The sequence below is a fragment of the Streptomyces sp. NPDC002851 genome, assembly GCF_053591935.1.
Genome location: NZ_JBSFUT010000043.1, coordinates 16,419 through 35,800, shown reverse-complemented (window position 1 = coordinate 35,800; position 19,382 = coordinate 16,419). Strand labels below are relative to the sequence as shown.

Sequence of the window (19,382 nt, the reverse complement as noted above, 5' to 3'; positions counted from 1 at the left end):
GGAAGTGGCGCAGCATGCTGAAGACCGCACAGCAGTCGCACGACAGCCTCCGCCCTCCCCTGCTCCAGAGCGCGCCGGCCGGTCCTCCGCAGCTGATGACCTCGCTGGCGGGGCCGCTGCGGGAGTGGCTGCCGAAGCAGCGGTGGTACGCGGGCAAGGGCCGGTCGATCACGGATCTGTCCGTGGTGTCGATGACCGAGCTGCACCCGGGCTGTCTGCACCTGCTGATCCGTACCAGGGACTCCGGGTCGTCCGAGCACTGCTACCAACTGCTGCTCGGCGTGTGCGAGACCCTGCCGCCCCGGCTCCATCACGCCGCGATCGGGCGGCCCGGCTCGGGCCCGCTCGCGGGGCTCACCGTGTACGACGCCCTCCTGGACCCCCGGTCGGCGGGGCTGCTCCTCGAACGTCTCCGGGCCCCGGGCGCGGTGGGGCCGCTCCGGTTCGAGAACGACGGGAAGACCGTGGTGCCCGCCGGGCTCGCGCCCCGGCTGCCGGACGGGGAGCAGTCCAACACCTCGCTGGTGTACGGGGATTCCTTCATCCTGAAGGTGTTCCGCCGCATCCAGTACGGCATCAATCCGGACCTGGAGGTTCCGTGGGCCCTTGCCCGCGAGGGGTGCGCACGCGTGCCCGCCCCCGTGGCCTGGTTCTGGACCAGCGAGCCGCGCATGACGACGCTCGGGGTGCTCCAGCCGTTCCTGCGCGAGGCGACGGACGGCTGGACGCTGGCGCTCCAATCCCTCACGGCGGGCAAGGACTTCACCGACGAGTCGTACGAACTGGGGCGCGCCACGGCCGAGGTGCATCTGGCGCTTGCGCAGGTCTTCGGGCCCGGCCGCCCGGACCGGCGCGGGGGCGCCCGCCTCGCCGCGGCGATGACCGAGCGCCTGGAATCCACCGCCTGCCAGGTACCGGCGCTCGGTCCGTACGTGTCCCGCCTGAAGGCCGCGTACGACGCCGTCGCGGTACGCGGCCTGGGCCGCCCGCCCCAGCGGGTCCACGGCGATCTGCATCTCGGCCAGGTCCTGCGGGCCGGGCACCGGTGGTTCGTCATCGACTTCGAGGGCGAACCGGCCCGCCCGCTCGCCGAGCGCAAGCACGCCCAGGCCCCGGTACGCGATGTGGCGGGCATGCTCCGCTCCTTCGACTACGCGGCCCACGCCCGGCGCCCTTGGCGGCCCGAGTGGGCGCAGCGCTGCCGGGAGGCCTACTGCGCGGGCTATGCCGCCGAGTCGGCGTGGGACCCGCGGGCGCAGTCCGAGCTCTTGCGGGCGTACGAGACGGACCGTGCGGTGTATGAAGCGTTGTACGAGGCCAGGCACCGTCCGGACTGGCTGCCCGTGCCCATGGCGGCAATCGCACGTCTCGCGGAGGGTCGATGAGGTCGATGAGGTCGATGAGTCTTACGGCAGCAGTGGAGCTCGATGGGGAGAGCCGCAAGCGCCTGCTTTCGGGCACGCACCACGACCCGCACGCACTGCTCGGCGCGCATCCGATGCCCGGCGGCGTGTCCTTCCTGGTCCTGCGCCCGTACGCGCAGGCGGTGACGCTCGTCGTCGACGGGCGGGCCGTGCGGCTCAACGATGTGGGGGACGGGTTCTTCTCGGGCGTGCTGCCGCTCCCGTCGATCCCCGCGTACGAGCTGCGGGTGACGTACGACGGCCGGGAGCGCGGGGTCCAGGATCCGTACCGTTTCCTGCCCGCCCTGGGCGAACTCGATCTGCACCTGATCAGGGAGGGCCGCCACGAGGAGCTGTGGAAGGCCCTGGGCGCACACCCGATGACTCACCAAGGCGTGTCCGGTACGCGTTTCACGGTGTGGGCGCCCAATGCCCGAGGGGTGCGGGTGTGCGGGGACTTCTGCCACTGGGACGGCACCGCGTACCCGATGCGTTCGCTCGGCTCGTCCGGGGTGTGGGAGCTGTTCATCCCCGGCACCGGCGAGGGGGACCGCTACAAGTTCGACCTCGCGCGCCCCGACGGTACGCATACGGTGCGCGCGGATCCGATGGCCCGCCGCACGGAGGCGCCTCCGGCGACCGCGTCCGTGGTCACGGAGTCGGCCCACGTCTGGGGAGACGCCGCGTGGCTGGCGCACCGGGGCGATCGCCCCGTGCATCAGGCGCCCGTATCGGTGTACGAGGTGCACCTGCCGTCCTGGCGGCCAGGATTGACGTACCGCGAACTGGCCGAGCAACTTCCGTCGTACGTCAAGGACTTGGGCTTCACGCATGTGGAGCTGATGCCGGTGGCGGAGCATCCGTTCGGTGGCTCGTGGGGCTACCAGGTGACGGGCTTCTACGCCCCCACGGCCCGGCTCGGCACGCCGGACGACTTCCGATGCCTGGTGGACGCGCTGCACCAGGCGGGCATCGGGGTGATCCTGGACTGGGTTCCGGCGCACTTCCCCAAGGACGACTGGGCGTTGGCGGAGTTCGACGGCACACCCCTGTACGAGCCGCAGGACTCGCGCCGCGCCGAGCACCCCGACTGGGGCACGCTCACCTTCGACTACGGCCGCACCGAGGTACGCAACTTCCTTGTGGCGAACGCGACGTACTGGTGCGAGGAGTTCCATGTCGACGGCCTTCGGGTGGACGCCGTGGCCTCGATGCTCTACCTCGACTACTCGCGCGACGACGGCCAGTGGGCGCCCAACGAGCACGGCGGCCGGGAGAACCGGGACGCGGTGGCGTTCCTTCAGGAGATGAACGCGACGGTCTACCGGCGCTGTCCTGGAGTGGTCACCATCGCCGAGGAGTCGACGGCGTGGGACGGCGTCACACGGGCCACCCATCACACCGGCCCCAACGGCTTCGGCGGCCTGGGCTTCGGCCTGAAGTGGAACATGGGCTGGATGCACGACTCCCTGGAGTACATCAAGCACGAGCCGGTGCACCGCCAGTACCACCACAACGAGCTGACCTTCGCCATGGTCTACGCGTACAGCGAGAACTACCTGCTGCCCGTGTCGCACGACGAAGTCGTCCACGGCAAGGGCGCGTTGGTCTCGAAGATGCCCGGCGACTGGTGGCAGCAACGCGCCAACCACCGCGCCTATCTGGCCTATATGTGGGCCCACCCCGGCAAGCAACTCCTCTTCATGGGCCAGGAGTTCGCACAGGGAGGTGAATGGTCGGCGGAACACGGCCTGGACTGGGGGCTTCTGGACGCCGCCTGGCCCGCACGACCGGACCACGAGGGCGTACGGCGGCTGGTGCGGGACCTCAACCACCAGTACCGGGACGTGCCCGCCCTGTGGGAGCAGGACACGGTGCCGGGCGGATTCACCTGGATCTCGGCGGACGCGGCGCAGGACAACGTGGTGGCGTTTCTGCGGTTCGCCACGGACGGGACGCCGTTGCTCGCCGTGTGCAACTTCTCGCCGGTGGTCCGTCACGACTATGCGCTCGGGGTGCCTGAGACGGGCGGTCCGTGGCGCGAGACGCTCAATACCGACGCGGCCTGCTACGGGGGTGGCGAGGTACGGAACGTCGGCCCGCTGCGTCCGGAGCCCCAGGGCGCGGGAGGCTTCCCGGCCCGCCTGCGCGTGACACTGCCCCCGCTGGCCACACTGTGGCTGAGGCCCGGGTGACGGACATACCGGGTCCGCCACCCCCGGCCGCCCAAGTGTGGTGTGCGCCGCCATACACCAGGTAGCCCGTCGGCCCCTACGGTGCCGGACACCCGGACCGCTCCCGAGCTCCGTGCGCGGCGGGCGGCCCGGCACAGCCGCATGTCACCGAGGGAGCCGCTATGCCATCCCCCCACCGCCCGTTCCGCCCGCTCGCCGTCGTCCTACTCGTCGTCTTGCTCGCCGTCGGAGTCGGCCTGTTGCCCCCTCCGGGCGCGCCCGCGCAAGCCGCCCCCGCGCGGGCCGCGACCGCCGCCACGGACCTGACCGAAGTGCCGGACTTCGGGCCCGATCCGGGACACCTGAACATGTACGTCCACCGGCCCTCGGGGCTGCCCGCGAAGGCGCCCGTGGTCGTCGCGCTGCACGGCTGCACCCAGAGCGCCCAGGTCTACGCCGACAACTCGGGGCTGGTGGAGATCGCCGACCGTGACGGGTTCCTGCTCGTCCTCGCGGAGACCACGTCCGCGAACAACCCCAGGAAGTGCTTCAACTGGTTCCAGCGGACGGACAACCAGCGGGGCCAGGGCGAGGCCGCCTCGATCCGGCAGATGGTCGCCCACGCGGTCTCCGCCTACGGTGCCGATCCTGAGCGGGCCTACGTCACCGGCCTGTCCGCCGGGGGCGCCATGACCTCGGTCATGCTCGCCACCTACCCCGACGCCTTCTCGGCCGGGGCCGTGGTCGCCGGGCTCCCGTACGACTGCACCAAGGACCACAACCCGTTCGTCTGCATGGACCCGGGCGTCGACCTCTCCCCCGCCCAGTGGGCCCAGCGCGTACGCGACGCCCACCCGTCCTGGACCGGACCCTGGCCCCGTATGGCCATCTGGCACGGCGACCAGGACACCACCGTCGTACCGCGCAACGCCGACGAACTACGGGACCAGTGGACCGCGCTGCACGGCCTGTCCCAGACACCCACCCGCACCTCGACGATCGGCCCCAACTCCACCCGCCACGAGGAGTACGCCACCGAGGCGGGCACCGTCGCCGTCGAGCTGAACCGCGTGCCCCGCATCGATCACGGCACCCCCGTCGACCCGGGATCCGGTCCCGAGCAGTGCGGCAGCACCGGTGCCCCGCACTTCCTGGACTCGATCTGCTCGAGCCATTGGGTCGCCGGGTTCTTCGGGCTCGGCAGGTCAACTACCCGTCGCTGAAGCGACGGAGGCTACCGCTCCCCTGATAATTCGTATTAGCGCTGTACGAGTCATTGACGCCCCCGTGAGCGGCGGCCAACACTGGACCCATGACCGCGCTAATGCGTATTAGCGGAGGAGCGGAGGCGAGGCGTTGTGGCCAGTAGCCGTCCGGGGCGACGGATCACGCAGCGGGACATCGCCAGGATGGCCGGTGTCAGTCAGCCGACCGTGTCCCTCGTGCTCAATGGGCGAACCACCGCGGACAAGGCCGGCGTTCGCATTCCGGAGGAGACCCGTGAGCGGGTGCTGAGGGTGATACGGGAGTCCGGGTATGTGCCCGACCCCGTGGCCAGGCGGCTCGTCGCCCGGAACAACCGGATTCTCGGGGTGTTCACGTACGAGGCGGTGTTCCCCAGCGCCACCAACGACTTCTACCACCCGTTCCTGGTCGGCATAGAGGAGGCGGCCGAACTCGCGGGCTGCGACTTGCTGTTGCTGACCAGTGCCTCCGGCGCGGCCTCCGTGAACGGCGGGCGCAGGCGCGCCCTCGGGGAGGACAACCGGCTGCGGCTCGCGGACGGTTGTCTGCTGCTCGGGCGGTCGCTCGACCGGGAGGATCTGACGCGGATGGTCGCCGAGGAGTACCCGTTCGTGGCGATCGGGCGGCGCGACGATGCCGGTGGCCCGGTGCCGTATGTGGGGGTCGACTATGCGACCGCGGTCGGGCAGATCGTCCGGCTCGCGGTGGAGCGCGGTCACCGTCGTCTTGCCTATCTCGGGCTGCCCGCGGAAGCGGAATCGTCCGCGGATCGGCGGCGGGGGCTGCTCGACGCCGCCGAGGAGGTGAAGGGGAGCGGGGCGCGGGTGGTGCTCGAGGAGTTGTCGGGCGGGCGGGATGCCGGTGAGCTTCTGGTGGCGCTCCGGGCCGCGCGGGCTTCGGTGGTTCTCGTCGAGCACTTCGCCACCGCCGTGGACCTGGTGGCGGAGGCCGAGCGGCAGGGTCTGCGCGTGCCCGCCGATCTGTCGGTGGTCACGCTCGGGGATCCGACCACGCCCGTACCGACCGATGTGGACTTCTCCGGGTTCCGCATCCCGCGGGAGGAGATGGGCCGTCAGGCGGTCGAGCTCCTGGCCGACATGCTCGAAGGGAACGCCGGGACGACGCAGCGGCTGCTGCCCTGTGAGCTGGTCACCGGCGCCACCCTCGGTCCACCTGCCGTCGCTTGAACCATCGGCGCCCCCACCGCCGCATGCCCAGTGGATCCAGTGGATCCATCAGCGCGCCACACCGGCGCCCCACGCATGTCTCGCGTGTCTTGCATGTCTTGCATGTCTTGCATGCCCAGCGGAGGGAGCACAGATGGAAGCGGAGGTCCTCGTCGTCGGCGGTGGGCTCGGCGGAGTCGCCGCGGCACTGGCCGCGCTGCGCGCGGGTCGGCGGGTGGTGCTGACCGAGGAGTACGACTGGCTGGGCGGCCAGTTGACGAGTCAGGCCGTACCGCCGGACGAGCACAGCTGGGTGGAGCGGTTCGGGGTCACCGCGAGCTATCGGGCGCTGCGGGAGGGGATCAGGGATTACTACCGCAGGCACTATCCGCTGACCGCGCGCTCCCGGGCTTGGCGCGAGCTCAACCCCGGTGCGGGGCACGTGAGTCGGCTCTGTCACGAGCCGCGGGTGGCCGTGGCGGTGATCGAGGAGATGCTCGCCCCGTATCGGGGCAGCGGGCGGCTGCGGGTGCTTAAGCCGTACCGTCCGGTGTCCGCCGGGACCGAGGGCGACCGGGTCACCGCGGTGACGGTGGCCCATCGGGTGGACGGCGGTGAGATCACCATCGCCGCGGAGTACGTTCTGGACGCCACGGAGACGGGTGAGTTGCTGCCGCTCACCGGCACCGAGTACGTGACCGGCTTCGAGGCGGGGTCCGAGACCGGCGAGCCGAGCGCCCCGGACGAGGCGCAGCCGCTCAATATGCAGGCCGCCTCGGTGTGTTTCGCCGTGGATCACGTCGACGGGGACCACACCATCGACAGGCCGGAGCGCTATGACTTCTGGCGCACGTATCAGCCGGAGTTCTGGGGCGGTCCGATGCTCTCGCTGAGGGCGCCCAACCCGCGTACGAAAGAGGTCACCGAGCGCGCCTTCTCGCCCAATCCCGACGACGATCCGCTGGCCGTCGTCGCCGATCAGCGGGTCAGTGCCGGGGACAGCGATCTGTGGACGTTCCGGCGGATCGCGGCCCGGCGCACCTTTCTCCCGGGTGCGTACGACAGTGACATCACACTGGTCAACTGGCCGATGATCGACTATCTGCCGAGTCCCGTCTTCGAGGTGCCCGACGCGGAGCAACACCTCGTGGCGGCACGCGAGTTGTCGTACTCCTTCTTGTACTGGTTGCAGACGGAGGCTCCGCGGGCGGACGGCGGTACCGGCTTTCCGGGGCTGCGGCTGCGCGGTGATGTGACGGGGTCGGCGGATGGGCTCGCGCAGGCGCCGTACATGCGCGAGTCGCGGCGGATTCGTGCCGAGTACACGGTGGTGGAGCAGGATCTGTCGCTCGCCGTGCGGGGTGACAAGGGCGCGGTGGCGTACGGCGACACGGTCGGGGTCGGGATGTACCGCATCGATCTGCATCCCTCCACGGGCGGCGACAACTACCTCGATGTGGCGTGCTGTCCGTTCGAGATTCCCCTGGGGGCGCTGATCCCGCGGCGGATGGAGAACCTGCTGCCCGCCGGAAAGACCATCGGCACGACGCACATCACCAATGGGGCGTACCGCCTGCATCCCGTCGAGTGGAACGTCGGTGAGGTGGCCGGTGCCCTTGCCGATCACTGTCTGCGCCACGGGGTTTCCCCTCGTGCCGTGCGCAACTCCCCCGGTCTGTTGGCCGACTTCCAGGACCGCCTCACCGGCGACGGCGTCGAGCTGCGCTGGCCCGACATATCCGCTTACTGAACGAGTAGTTGAAGGAGTGTGTGGGATGGAGAGCACGCAACGTCGGCGGATGCGGGCGGTCGGCTTCGCGGCGGCCCTCGCCGTCACCCTGGCCGCCGGGTGCTCCAGCGGGAGCGGCGGCGCTTCGGGCGGTGACGGCAAGCTGCGGATCGCCGTCTGGACGGCGAGCAAGGACCACCTCGCGCTGCTCAACGGCATCGCGAAGGACTTCAAGGCCGAGCACCCCGAGGTCAGGAGCATCACGTTCGAGTCGCTCGACCCGGCCGACTACACCACCGCGCTGAGCACCCAGCTCGCCTCGGGGAACCCGCCCGACCTGGGCTGGATCCTGGAGACGAACGCGGCCGATTTCATCGAGAACGACACCCTGGTGGACATGGCGCCCGCGATGGCGGCCGAAAAGGGCTATGCCGCCGACGACTTGGAACCGGCGCTGCTCAGCCAGTGGAAACGGGGTGACTCGCTCTACGCCTATCCGTTCTCCAGCTCGCCGTTCGCCGTCTTCTACAACGCCGACGCGCTGGCGAAGGCGAAGGCGGACGACCCGGCGAAGCTGGCCGCGGCGGGCGAGTGGGACTGGGAGGCGCTCTCCAAGGCGGCCAAGAAGGTCACCGATGCCAAGACCGCACGGTACGGCCTGCTGGTGCACGAGTTCGACTACAAGAACTGGGACCGGCTCTACCCGGTGATGAACGCCTACGGGGCGCATCCCTGGCCCGACAAGGACTCCTGCGGGTTCACCGACCCGAAGATGACCGAGGCGGTCGATCTGTTCCGGCGGATGGCCTTCGACGATCACTCCACCCCGGCACCCGGTGAGCAGGCCGACTTCTTCTCCGGGGAGGCCGCCATGTTCATCACCCAGGTGAGCAAGGTCGGGCCGCTCGCCGACGTGAAGTGGAAGTGGGACGCGGCACCGCTGCCGACCGGGCCGGGCGGCGGTGACCAGGTGATCGGGCAGGCCGGTCTGGGCGTCTTCGCAGGCGGCAAGAACCTGGATCTGGCCAAGGAGTTCTATCTCTTCGCCACCAACAAGGAGAACGCCGCGAAGCTCGGCCAGTTCTTCCCGCCACCGCGCACCTCTCTGCTTGACGCGGAGACCCTCTCCAAGACCAATCCGCTGCTCAGCAAGGAACAGTTGCAGACGGTCATCCTCGACTCGCTGAAGTCCGGCAAGGTGCGGCCCGGTCACACGCAGTACGCCAAGATCAACGAGCAGACCCGGGCCGCCCTCGACGCGGTCTGGAAGCCCAAGGCCGACACCGGCAAGGTCCTCGCCGACGTCTGCGACTCCATCAAGCCGCTGCTCGGGTCGGGCTCGTGAGCCTGACCCGCAGGGCCCCGGCCCCGGCAGCGTCCGCGCGGCCGACCGTACCCCTCAAGGTGCGGTCGGCCCGCCGGGCGGCCCCCGCGCGGAACCCGACGCCGAAGTGGCGCCGCCGGGACAGGTACGCCGGGTACGCGCTCATCGCCCCGCAGATGCTCGGCTTCGTCGCCTTCGTGCTCGGCCCGCTCATCGCGGTCGTGTACTACAGCTTCACGAAGTACAACAACCTCACCGGCGAGATCAGTTTCATCGGCGGCGACAACTACCGGGCCCTGCTCGAGGACCCGCTGGCCGTCGAAGTGGCCAGGAACACCGCGCTGTTCTCGGCCGGCCTGGTGCCGTTCAACATCTGTCTGGCGCTGCTCCTCGCCGTCCTGCTCGACCAGGGCATGCGGGGCACCGTGATCTTCCGCGCGATGTTCTTCTCACCCACCGTCGTGTCCATCATCGCGTGGACCATCCTGTGGTTCTTCCTGCTCAGCAAGGACGGTGGCGTCAACCTGCTGCTGCGTACGGTGGGCGTCGACGGGCCCAACTGGCTGCGCGAGCCGGACACCGCGATGTTCTCCGTGATCCTGGTGCAGGTGCTCAAGGGCGTCGGCATCAACATGGTGCTCTTCCTCGCCGCCCTCCAGGCCGTACCCACCGAGCTGCGGGAGGCGGCGCGGGTCGACGGGGCACGCGCCTGGACGGTGTTCCGCCGGATCACACTGCCGATGATCAGTCCGACCATGCTGCTCGCCGCGATCGTCACGGTGATCGGCTCGCTCCAGGTCTTCGGCCAGATCCTCGTCCTGACCCGCGGCGGCCCCGGCAACTCCACCACGGTGCTCGCCTATTACATCTACCAACAGGCGTTCAAGTTCTTCGAGCTCGGCTACGCGAGCGCGCTCGCGGTGGTGCTGTTCCTCGCCGTGCTGATCCTCACCGCCGTGCAGTGGTGGTTGCGCAAGAAGTGGGTGTTCCATGAGCAGTGAGGCGATGAGGGCGAGCAGTCCCGCGATGACGGCCGCCGCCCGGCGCCGCTCCCGGGAGGCGGCGGTCAAGAAGGGTCTCCTGTACGGGCTGATGCTCGCCCTGTCCGTGCCGTTCGTCGCGCCGCTGCTGTGGATGGTGAGCAGCTCGCTCAAGCCGATCTCGGAGATCTTCTCGTACCCGCCGTCGCTGCTGCCGAGCGAGTGGCGCTGGGAGAACTACGCCCGTATCTCCGACTACCAGCCCTTCGCCCGGCAGTACTTCAACAGCCTCTACATCGCGGGGCTCGTCTCCGCGGGCAGTGTCATCGTGTCGGCGATGGCCGGGTACGCGTTCGCCCGGATCCGGTTCGTGGGCCGGGGCCTCATGTTCGTACTGCTGCTCACCGCGCTGCTCATGCCCAGCGAGGTCATCATCATCCCGCTGTTCCGCCTGTTCTCCGAGATCGGCTGGACGGACAGTCACCTGCCGCTGATCCTTCCGGCGGTGTTCGGCGCCAACGCGGTCTTCGGCACGTTCATCATGCGGCAGTTCTTCCTCGGCCTTCCGGGCGAACTGGAGGAGAGCGGACGGCTCGACGGCCTCGGGCGCTTCGGCCTGTTCTTCCGGATCGCGCTGCCGCTCGCCGGTCCTTCGCTGTCGGCGGTGGCGCTCCTGTCCTTCCTGCACAGCTGGAACTCGTTCCTCGAACCGCTGGTGTTCCTGCGTACCGCGGAGATGTTCACGCTTCCGCTCGCGCTCACCCAGATCGTCGACATCCACGGCGCCCCGGTCTGGAACGTCCAGCTCGCGGCGAGCACGCTCACCGTTCTGCCCGTCCTCGCGGTCTTCCTGGTGGCGCAACGCTGGTTCATCAAATCGATCGTCAACAGCGGCCTGAAAGGCTAGCCATGGAATTCCTGAACGTGTCCGGGGACCGGCTCACCACCGCGACCGGGCGGCCGGTGGCGCTGCGCGGGGTCGGCCTCGGCGGCTGGATGATGATGGAGAACTTCCTCAACGGGTTCCCCGGCACCGAGCACCAGGCCCGAGCCGCGCTGCGCCGCACCATGGGCGCCGCGCGGGCGGACCGGCTGTTCGAGCGGATCCTGGACGCGTTCTTCACCGAGGCGGACGCGTCGTTCATCGCTGACACCGGCCTCAACTGCGTACGCATCGCGGTCAATTACCGTCACCTGTCCGACGACGCCGATCCGTTCGCGATCCGGCAGGACGGGCTGCGCCGCCTCACCGCCGCCGTCGACGCCTGCGCACGGCACGGGCTCTATACGGTCATCGACCTGCACGCCGCCCCCGGTTTCCAGAACCAGTCCGAGCACAGCGACAATCCGGCCCACCATGCCTGGCTGTGGACCCACCGGCACTTCCAGGACCGGCTCGTGGTGATCTGGGAGGCGCTCGCCGACCACTTCGAGGGACGGCCCGAGATCGCCGGATACAACCTGCTCAACGAGCCCGGCGACGCCACCGGCGAGGTGATCGGCCCGTTCTACCGGCGCCTCGTCGACGCCGTGCGGGCCGTCGACCCCGCGCATGTGATCTTCCTCGACGGCAATCGGTACGCCAACGACTTCGACGTCATCGGCGGCGACTTCGAGAACACCGTGTACTCCGTGCACGACTACGCCCTGGCCGGGATCCGCGACGCCGCCACGTATCCCGGCGAGGTGCGCGGCCAGTATGTCGACCGCGGCTTCCTCGAGGAGCGGTTCCTGGAGCGGACCGCGCACAGCCGGAAGACCGGAACGCCCCTCTGGGTGGGCGAGTTCGGGCCGGTGTACTCGGGCGACCCCGAGGTGGACAAGCACCGGTACGCGGTGCTCCGCGACCAGCTGGAGATCTACCGCGAGCACGGCGCGGGCTGGTCGATCTGGACGTACAAGGACACCCATCTGTCCGGGCTCGCGAGCCTCGATCCCGGCTCGCCCTGGGCCCGGCTGCTCCGGCCGATCCGCGAGAAGAAGGAGCGCCTGGGCACCGAACCCTGGTCCACCGGTGAAGACGGCCTCCGACATGTCCTGGAGCCGCTTGACGCACTGCTCGCCGCCGAGTACCCGGCCTTCGAGCCGCCGCCGTTCGGCAAGCGCTGGTATGTGCGCAGGCTGGTCCGGGAGCTGCTGCTCGGGGAGCCCATGATCGAGGAGTTCGCGGCGCTCTTCGCGGACGTCGACGACGCCGGGGTTGAGGCGCTTGCCGGGTCGTTCCGGCTTGACGCCTGTGTGCGTCGGGCGCCGCTGGTGTCGCTGCTCGCGGAGTTCTGCCGCGGGTAGGCCCCGCCGGGTGGTTTTTCTCCTCTATCCCGCCCCTTCCCGACAGTGTTCGATATGCGGCTGACGCCGCGCGGGGGGCTCCGCCCCAGACCCCCTCCATCGGCCTGAACGGCCTCGTCCTCAAACGCCGGACGGGCTGTTTGGCTGCCTCCTGAAAGGTGACCAGCCATGCGCGACCCGATCGACACCCGCGTAAGACCGGCCGCGAGCCTTCCCGGCCTCTCCCGCCGGGCTCTCCTCGCCGCCGCCGGTGGCGCCGCCCTGCTGACCGCCGTACCCACCAAGGCCGAGGCCTCCAAGGCGGCCGGGCTGCCGCTCCTGGAACCGTTGCCTCAAGGCGCCCCCGACCGGGCGCAGTTCGCACCTGAGGAGCAGCGGTACGCGGCCTACCTGGTGATCCTCGCCCCGATGGCCAACGACATCGAGGACAGCGACCCGGCCACGTACGGCTGGTTCACCGGCGGCTGGTGGCGCACGCCCGCCGAGCCGTACAACGCCCGCATCCAGGAGCACGTCTTCACGCTGAGCTGGTTCTACGCCCATGCCCGGCCCTGGAATCCGTACGCCGGTGATGCCGCGCTGCTCGCCCGGCTCGACGCGGCGCTCCAGTACTACCTGCGGCTTCAGCACGACGACGGCTCGTGGCCGGAGTACCGCCCCACCGAGCACTCCCGTGCGGCCACCGGCTTCGGCCTCATCTATCTGAGTCGTACGCTGCAGAATCTGCGGACCGCCGAGGTGCTGCCCGAGCGGCGGACGGAGCTCCGGGCCGCGCTGCACCGGGCGATGACGTGGTTCCTCGACCCGGACAACGCCACGGTCTGGGTCGATCCGCTGGTGTACGCCAACCAGTACATCGCCGGGCTCGCGGGCTCCGCGCTCGCCCTGCGGCTCGACCCGGATCCGGCGCTGCGCGAGCGGTGGGCGGAGCGCATCGGGTTCGTCGCCGAGCACGGGCAGAGCGCGCACGGCTTCTTCCATGAGCCGCGCGGCATGGACGTCGGCTACAACTTCGAGGTGATGCTCTCCGACATGGCGGAGATCCACCACGTCACCGGCGATCCGACGATGCTCTCCATGACGCGTAGGTTCGCGACCTGGCTGGGCTACACCTTCGTGCACGAGCCGGACGGCTCCGGCTTCTTCACGAATGCCGCCGCGTCCGGGCGTACCACCGTCCGGGCCTACGACTCCGTGCTGCACGAGCCCGACCGGACGCACCTGGGCTCCCTCTTCGTGCCCGAAGTGCCCGCGCTCGCCCCGTTCTTCACCCCGCGTGAGGACCGTGCCGCCGTACGCGCGGACTGGGCGGCGGACCCGGGCCCGGTGCCGCCGCTGGTGCGGCCGGGCACCTCGCCCCGGATCATCGCCCACGCGGCGTACGGCGAGGCCTTTCCCAGCCGCGCGCAGCGGGCCGCCGCGCTCGCCGAGCTGCCGTATCTGCGCCAGGACAGCTTCGCCGAGCTCTTCCGTGACGGCGGCCTGGAGTACCTCTTCGTCCGCCGCCCGGGTCTCTACCTGGGCGGCTTCTTCGGCCGTCGGCCCACCAGTCTGGTCCGCGCGGGGCTGACCTTCCTGTGGCACCCGGACGCGGGGATGGTCGTGTACTCGCTCAACAGGAGCGCCGACTGCTGGTCCACGGCGCTGACCGACGGGCGGCTCGACGCGGGCGGCGACCTTCCGGCCGAGTACTACGCGGGCACGCCGGGCGCCCGCCGCTGGACCTTCGACGCGGCCTCCGCCTCCCCCTCTCCCTCTCCCTATCCCGACGCACCGTTCGCGGTCCGCTACCGCACCCCCGACTCCGCGGTCACCACCGAGGTCACCGTCACCGCGCGGTCCCTACGCCGGGTCGTACGGGCGGCCGGTGCGGCGGCGGCCGAGCAGATCCCGCTCGTGCTGCACCCGACCGATGAGGTCACCTTCACCGACGGCACCGCGGCGGCCTACGGCGCCACCACCACGGCACGCGCGGACGGCCTCACGCTGCGGCGGGGCGGCACGACGGTCCGGTTCCGATGGGACGACCCGCGCACCGCCACCCTCACCGGCCGTCCCACCACCTATCTGCGGGGCGGCGCCCGCCGCACGCACATGCTGCGGGTGCCGCACTCCGGTGCCTTCGCTCTGACGGTCGGGTTCAGCTGACCCGGGCCGCGCTGCCGGTTGCCGCCAGCTGTGCGGTGAACGGGTGGCCGGGAGCCGCCAACACCTGCTGTGCGGAGCCTCGTTCCACCAGTTCGCCCTCGTCCAGTACGGCGATCCGGGTGGCCAGGGCCGCGGTGTCGAGGTCGTGGGTGATCAGGACCAGGGCCAGGTCGTCGCGGTCCCGCAGCAGTCCCGCGAGCAGGTCGAGGAGCCCGCGGCGGGTGACGGCGTCCAGGCCCGAGGTGATCTCGTCGCACACCAACACCCGCGGGCGGGCGAGCAGGGCCCGGGCGAGGGCGGCGCGTTGCAGTTCACCGCCGGAGAGGGCACCGGGCCCTCGGCGTACGAGTTCCTCGGTGAGGCCGAGGCCGGTCAGCGTGGCCAGCGCCTCGGTCCGCGCGTCCGGCTCGGCCAGGCCGCGGAGCCGTACCGCCGTGCGGGCCACCTGGCCGAGGACCGGGCGGTGTTCGTCGAAGGCGGCCTTCGCGTCCTGGAAGACGTACTGCACCGCGGCCAGTTGCTCCCGCGTACGGGCGCGCACACTGCGCGGCAGCGGGGAGCCGTCCAGGACGAGGTCGCCGTCGTGGTCGCGGTGGAGTCCGGCCAGGCAGCGGCCGAGCGTGGTCTTGCCGCTGCCGGAACGGCCGACGACGGCCAGACACTCCCCCGCGCGCAGGGTGAGTTCCGGCATGCGCAGCACGACGGCGCCACTGTGCCGGGCCTTGAGGCCGGGTCGGGGTACGTGCAGGACGGCGCCGCCCGGTCGTCTGCCGCGCCCCTCGTGGGCGAACTCCGTGTGTTCGGCGAGGAGTTCACGTGTCCAGGGGTGGCGCGGGGCGAGCCAGATGCGCTCCGCGGGCCCCGATTCCACCACCTTTCCCTCGCGCATGACGAGGATCTCGTCGGCGAGGGTGCGTACGACGTCCAGGTCATGGCTGAGCAGAACCACGGCGATGCCCTGCCGGGCGACGGTCGTCAGGTGGTCGACGACGTGGCGTTTGGTCAGCGGGTCGAGGCCGGTGGTGGGCTCGTCCGCGACCACGACCCTGGCCCCGAGCAGCAGTGCCTGCGCGAGGACGACGCGCTGCTGCTGGCCGCCCGACAGCTGGTGCGGGTAGCGACGCAACAGGGCCTCGGCGTCGGGGAGTTGGGCGCGGGCGAGCGCATCGAGGACACGTGCGGTGGCGGCGGCACGGCGCTCCCGTCTCGGCAGGTCGCGCACCTGGGCGCGGGCGATGTCCTTGAGCAGCGCGTCGACCCGGCGGGCCGGGTTGAGGACGGCTGCCGGGTGCTGGGGTACGTAGCCGACCAGGCCGTCCGGGGCGCGGACCTCGCCGGTCACCTGAGCGCTGTCCGGATACTCGCCGAGCAGCGCGAGCCCGGTGGTCGTCTTGCCGCTGCCCGACGCGCCGACCAGGGCGGTGACCGTGCCCGGCCGTACCCGCAGGCTCACCCCGTCGACGATCGCCCGGCCGTCGATGTCGACGCGCAGGTCCTTGATCTCCGCGACGGTCTCCGTCACCGCGTTCATGTGTGGCGCCTCTTCATCCGGTACTTCATCCGGTACTTCTTCCTGCGCTCCAGTGCGGAGTCGACGAGCAGATTGCCGCCCATGGTCAGGGCGACGATGAGCAGCGCGGGCACCACCACGGCCCAGGGCTGCACGAACAGGCCGGTGCGGTTGCGGTCGACCATCACCGCCCAGTCGGAGGCGTCCGGTTCGACGCCGACGCCGAGGAACGCCGCGGTGGCCACGAGGTAGAGCACGCCGGTGAAGCGGACGCCCGCGTCGGCGGCGAGGGTGCGCACCGACGAGCGGCCGACATAGCCGACGGCGGTGCGCCACCACGTCTCGCCCTGCATCCGCAGCGCCTCCACGGCCGGGCGGGACGCGGCCTCCGCCGCGGTGGCGCGGACGATCCGGGCCGCGTCCGGGATGTTGACCAGCGCCACCAGGAGCGCGAGTCCCACCGCCCCGGGCGTGAACACGGCGGCGACGAGCAGCACCATCAGCAGCGACGGCACCGCGAGCAACACGTCGAGGGGCCGCATCAGGAGCTCCTCCAGCCATGTGCGGTGGGTGAGCGCGCTGATGAGGCCGAGCGGCAACGCCACCAGGTACGCGAGGGCCGTCGCGGCGAGGGCGACGAGGACCACCGAGCGGCCGCCGAGCAGCACCTCCCGCCACACGTCCCGGCCGACGAAGTCGGTGCCGAGCCAGTGCCCGCCGCCCGCCGTGAAGGAGGCGGCCCGCGGCCCCGGTTCGCCCGCGAGCAGCGGTCCGAGCAGGGCGAGGACGAGCGGTACGCCGATGATGAGGGCGCCGAGCGCGAAGCGCGCGTGTGCGTGCGTGCTCCTCATGCGGCGACCTCCCCTCGCGGTGCGAACCGCCGGGCGACCAGATCGGCCCCGGTGTTGAGGACGACCGTGAGGACACCGAAGACGACGGCGAGGCCCTGCACCACCGGGATGTCCCGTTCGGCGACGGCGTTGATCAGTACGGTGCCGAGTCCGGGGATCACGAAGAGCGCCTCCACGACGATGACTCCGCTCAGCAACCAGTCGATGGTGCGGGCCAGTTGCTGGGTGGCGGGGGTGATGGCGTTGGGCAGGGCGTGGGCGTAGCGGATACGGGCGCCCGGGATGCCGTAGCGGCGGGCCTGGGCGGTGTACGGCGCGGCCAGGGCGTCGATCATTCCGGCGCGCACCAGGCGGGCGAGGGTGCACACCGGGCGGGAGAGCAGGACGAGGACGGGCAGGACGAGCGCGGCGGGGTGGGCGAGCAGGTCGGTGCCGTAGCCGACGGCGGTCGGCGGCAGCCACTCCAGGCGGATCGCGAACACCGTGATCAGGAGCACTCCGCAGGCGAACTCCGGTACGGCGTAGAGCCCCAGGGTCGCGGAGCTGACGAGCCGGTCCGCGAGCCTGCCCTCGTGGCGGGCGGCGAGCACGCCGAGGCCGACGCTGAGGGGCACGAGCAGCAGGACGGTGAGCGTGGCGAGCAGCAGCGTCGGTCCAAAGCCGTCGGCGATGTACGTACTGACCGGGCGGCCGGAGGCCAGCGAGGTGCCGAGGTCGCCGTGGAGCAGCCCCACCGCCCAGTCCACCAGGCGTTCCACGGCGGGCCGGTCGAGGTGCATCGACTCGCGGATGGCGGCGATCCGTGCGGGGTCGGGCTGGTCACCGGCGAGGGCGACGGCGGCGTCGCCCGGCAGCGCCTCGGTGAGGGCGAAGACGAGCAGCACGACGGCCGCCGTCTGTGCCGCACCGAGCAGCAGCCGCCGGGCGATCCAGGACTTGAGTCCGCTCACGCGAGCCACACCTTGTCGAAGCGGGCCCAGTCCAGGGAGTTCGCGGGTGCGTCGGTCTCCACTCCGCGGACGTTACGGGCGGTGCCGATGATCCAGTCGGCGAAGCCCCAGACCAGGAAGCCGCCCTCGGCGTACAGGCGGCGCTGCATGCGCTGGTAGACGGCGGCGCGCTGCTTCTTGTCCTTGGTGGACTGCGCCTGCTGGTAGAGGGCGTCGAAGTCCTTGTGCTGCCAGTGGGTGGCGTTGGTGGTGGAGTCGGTGAGCAGCCGCTGGGAGATGTGCGTCGCGATGGGCATGGCGCCGGAGCGGTAGGAGCAGAGGGTGCCGTGGTCGAGGATGTCGTTCCAGTAGCTGTCCTTGCTGCCGGTCTTGACCTTGATGGTGACGCCCGCCTTGGCGGCCTGGTCGCGGAAGATCGAGGCGGCCTCGGTGAATCCGGCGGCGACCGGTGAGGTGTCGAGGGTGACCGTGAGGTCCTCGGCTCCGGCCTTCTTGAGCAGGGCCTTGGCGCGGTCGAGGTCCTGTTCGCGCTGCGGGAGGCCGTCGGCGTAGTACTCGTATCCCTTGCCGAACAGGTCGTTGCCGATCTCACCGGCCCCCGACAGGGCGCCTTCCACCAGCTCCTTGCGGTCGGCGATGAGGAAGAACGCCTCGCGGACCCGCTTGTCGTCGAAGGGCTTGCGGTCGGTCTTCATGGCGAACGCCTGCATGCCGCTGTTGCGAAGGCGGACGATCTCGATCTGTCCTTTGCCCTCGTGGGCGCGGCCGGTGGTGGGGTTCAGCTCGTGGGCGTACTCGACCTGGCCGCCGAGGAGCGCGTTGACGCGTGCGGACTCCTCGTTGGCGACGACGATCTCCAGCTCGTCGAGGTGCGGGGCGCCGTCCCAGTAGTCCGCGTTGCGCTTGAAGACGGCGGACTTGCCGGGCGCGAAGGAGACGAAGCGGAACGGGCCGCTGCCGACCGGCTTCTTGTCGAAGTCCTGCTCGCCCTCGGGGACGATGTACGCGCCGAACGCGGCGAGCACGTTGGGGAATTCGGCGGTGGGCCGCTTGAGGACGAACTCGACGGTCCGCTCGTCCAGGGCGCGGCTCGCCTTGAGGTCGATGGGCTCCAGGTCCGCCTTGGCGCGGAACGCCTTCTTCGGGTCGGCGATGCGGCGGTAGCTGTAGAGCACGTCCTTGGCGGTGACGGGCCTGCCGTCGTGGAAGGTGGCCTTGCGCAGGGAGACCTTCCAGCGGTCGAGGCCCGCGTTCGGCTCCCAGCCGGAGGCGAGGCGCGGCTGGGCGGACAGGTCGGCGCCGTAGTCGGCGAGCTTGTCGAAGAGGGCCTTGGCGCGGGCGACGTCCCCGAAGAGGTTGCTCAGATGCGGGTCGAGGGTCTCGCTCGCCCCGCCGCCCGCGAAGGCGGCCCGCAGCCGACCGCCCTTGTGCGGCTTGCCGCCGCCCTTGGCGGAGGTGTCGGCGGAGCCGGAGGAGCCGCATCCGGCGAGGGCGAGCGCGCCGAGGCCGACGGCGCCCGAGGTAGCGGCCAGGAAGCCGCGGCGGCGCAGACCGGGGAAGCGGGCGTCGTTACTGGGTACGTCGGTCATGGCGGTGTCCTTTGCTGTGCGAAC

The 19,382-nt window shown here is 70.8% G+C and carries 14 protein-coding genes; 10 read left to right on the top strand and 4 right to left on the bottom strand.

Going from position 1 to position 19,382, the window contains the following annotated elements; all coding sequences use genetic code 11:
- The first annotated feature begins 14 nt into the window (after positions 1-14).
- The 10 genes from ACWD10_RS32790 to ACWD10_RS32745 all read left to right on the top strand — a co-directional run bounded on the left by ACWD10_RS32790 (position 15) and on the right by ACWD10_RS32745 (position 14,458).
- Positions 15-1,385: a maltokinase N-terminal cap-like domain-containing protein gene (locus ACWD10_RS32790; protein WP_451097308.1), complete on the top strand. Its 1,371-nt coding sequence runs from the start codon at positions 15-17 to the stop codon at positions 1,383-1,385.
- Positions 1,382-3,598: a 1,4-alpha-glucan branching enzyme gene (glgB, locus tag ACWD10_RS32785; protein WP_451097307.1), complete on the top strand. Its 2,217-nt coding sequence runs from the start codon at positions 1,382-1,384 to the stop codon at positions 3,596-3,598. Before ACWD10_RS32790 ends, glgB begins: the two co-directional genes overlap by 4 nt.
- A gap of 161 nt (positions 3,599-3,759) precedes the next feature.
- Complete coding sequence (locus tag ACWD10_RS32780; RefSeq protein WP_451097306.1) at positions 3,760-4,800, top strand: extracellular catalytic domain type 1 short-chain-length polyhydroxyalkanoate depolymerase; 1,041 nt, start codon at positions 3,760-3,762, stop codon at positions 4,798-4,800.
- Positions 4,801-4,935: 135 nt separating this feature from the next.
- The gene (locus ACWD10_RS32775; RefSeq protein WP_451097305.1) at positions 4,936-6,009 is read left to right on the top strand and encodes a LacI family DNA-binding transcriptional regulator; all 1,074 of its coding nucleotides are present in this window, start codon (positions 4,936-4,938) and stop codon (positions 6,007-6,009) included.
- Positions 6,010-6,142: 133 nt separating this feature from the next.
- The gene (locus tag ACWD10_RS32770) at positions 6,143-7,738 is read left to right on the top strand and encodes an FAD-dependent oxidoreductase (RefSeq protein WP_451097304.1); all 1,596 of its coding nucleotides are present in this window, start codon (positions 6,143-6,145) and stop codon (positions 7,736-7,738) included.
- A 25-nt stretch (positions 7,739-7,763) separates the two neighbouring features.
- Positions 7,764-9,062: an ABC transporter substrate-binding protein gene (locus tag ACWD10_RS32765; protein WP_451097303.1), complete on the top strand. Its 1,299-nt coding sequence runs from the start codon at positions 7,764-7,766 to the stop codon at positions 9,060-9,062.
- A complete protein-coding gene (locus ACWD10_RS32760; protein ID WP_451097302.1) occupies positions 9,059-10,042 on the top strand; it encodes a carbohydrate ABC transporter permease in 984 nt (327 codons plus the stop codon). The genes ACWD10_RS32765 and ACWD10_RS32760 overlap by 4 nt, the downstream gene beginning before the upstream one ends.
- Positions 10,032-10,928 carry a carbohydrate ABC transporter permease gene (locus ACWD10_RS32755; protein WP_451097301.1) on the top strand — a complete coding sequence of 299 codons (897 nt, stop codon included), beginning with the start codon at positions 10,032-10,034 and terminating at the stop codon, positions 10,926-10,928. The genes ACWD10_RS32760 and ACWD10_RS32755 overlap by 11 nt, the downstream gene beginning before the upstream one ends.
- A gap of 2 nt (positions 10,929-10,930) precedes the next feature.
- Entirely contained in the window at positions 10,931-12,310 is a 1,380-nt protein-coding gene (locus ACWD10_RS32750) for a glycoside hydrolase family 5 protein (protein ID WP_451097300.1), read from the top strand.
- 168 nt (positions 12,311-12,478) lie between these two features.
- Entirely contained in the window at positions 12,479-14,458 is a 1,980-nt protein-coding gene (locus ACWD10_RS32745) for a hypothetical protein (protein ID WP_451097299.1), read from the top strand.
- Here ACWD10_RS32745 and ACWD10_RS32740 read toward each other — a convergent pair.
- The 4 genes from ACWD10_RS32740 to ACWD10_RS32725 are packed head-to-tail and all read right to left on the bottom strand — an operon-like array spanning position 14,451 to position 19,358.
- The gene (locus ACWD10_RS32740) at positions 14,451-15,989 is read right to left on the bottom strand and encodes an ABC transporter ATP-binding protein (protein ID WP_451097298.1); all 1,539 of its coding nucleotides are present in this window, start codon (positions 15,987-15,989) and stop codon (positions 14,451-14,453) included. The genes ACWD10_RS32745 and ACWD10_RS32740 overlap by 8 nt on opposite strands.
- Entirely contained in the window at positions 15,986-16,819 is an 834-nt protein-coding gene (locus ACWD10_RS32735) for an ABC transporter permease (RefSeq protein ID WP_451097297.1), read from the bottom strand. The genes ACWD10_RS32740 and ACWD10_RS32735 overlap by 4 nt, the downstream gene beginning before the upstream one ends.
- Positions 16,816-17,769, bottom strand: coding sequence for an ABC transporter permease (locus ACWD10_RS32730; RefSeq protein ID WP_451097296.1), 954 nt, complete (start codon positions 17,767-17,769; stop codon positions 16,816-16,818). The genes ACWD10_RS32735 and ACWD10_RS32730 overlap by 4 nt, the downstream gene beginning before the upstream one ends.
- Complete coding sequence (locus tag ACWD10_RS32725; RefSeq protein ID WP_451097295.1) at positions 17,766-19,358, bottom strand: ABC transporter substrate-binding protein; 1,593 nt, start codon at positions 19,356-19,358, stop codon at positions 17,766-17,768. Before ACWD10_RS32725 ends, ACWD10_RS32730 begins: the two co-directional genes overlap by 4 nt.
- Positions 19,359-19,382 lie beyond the last annotated feature (24 nt).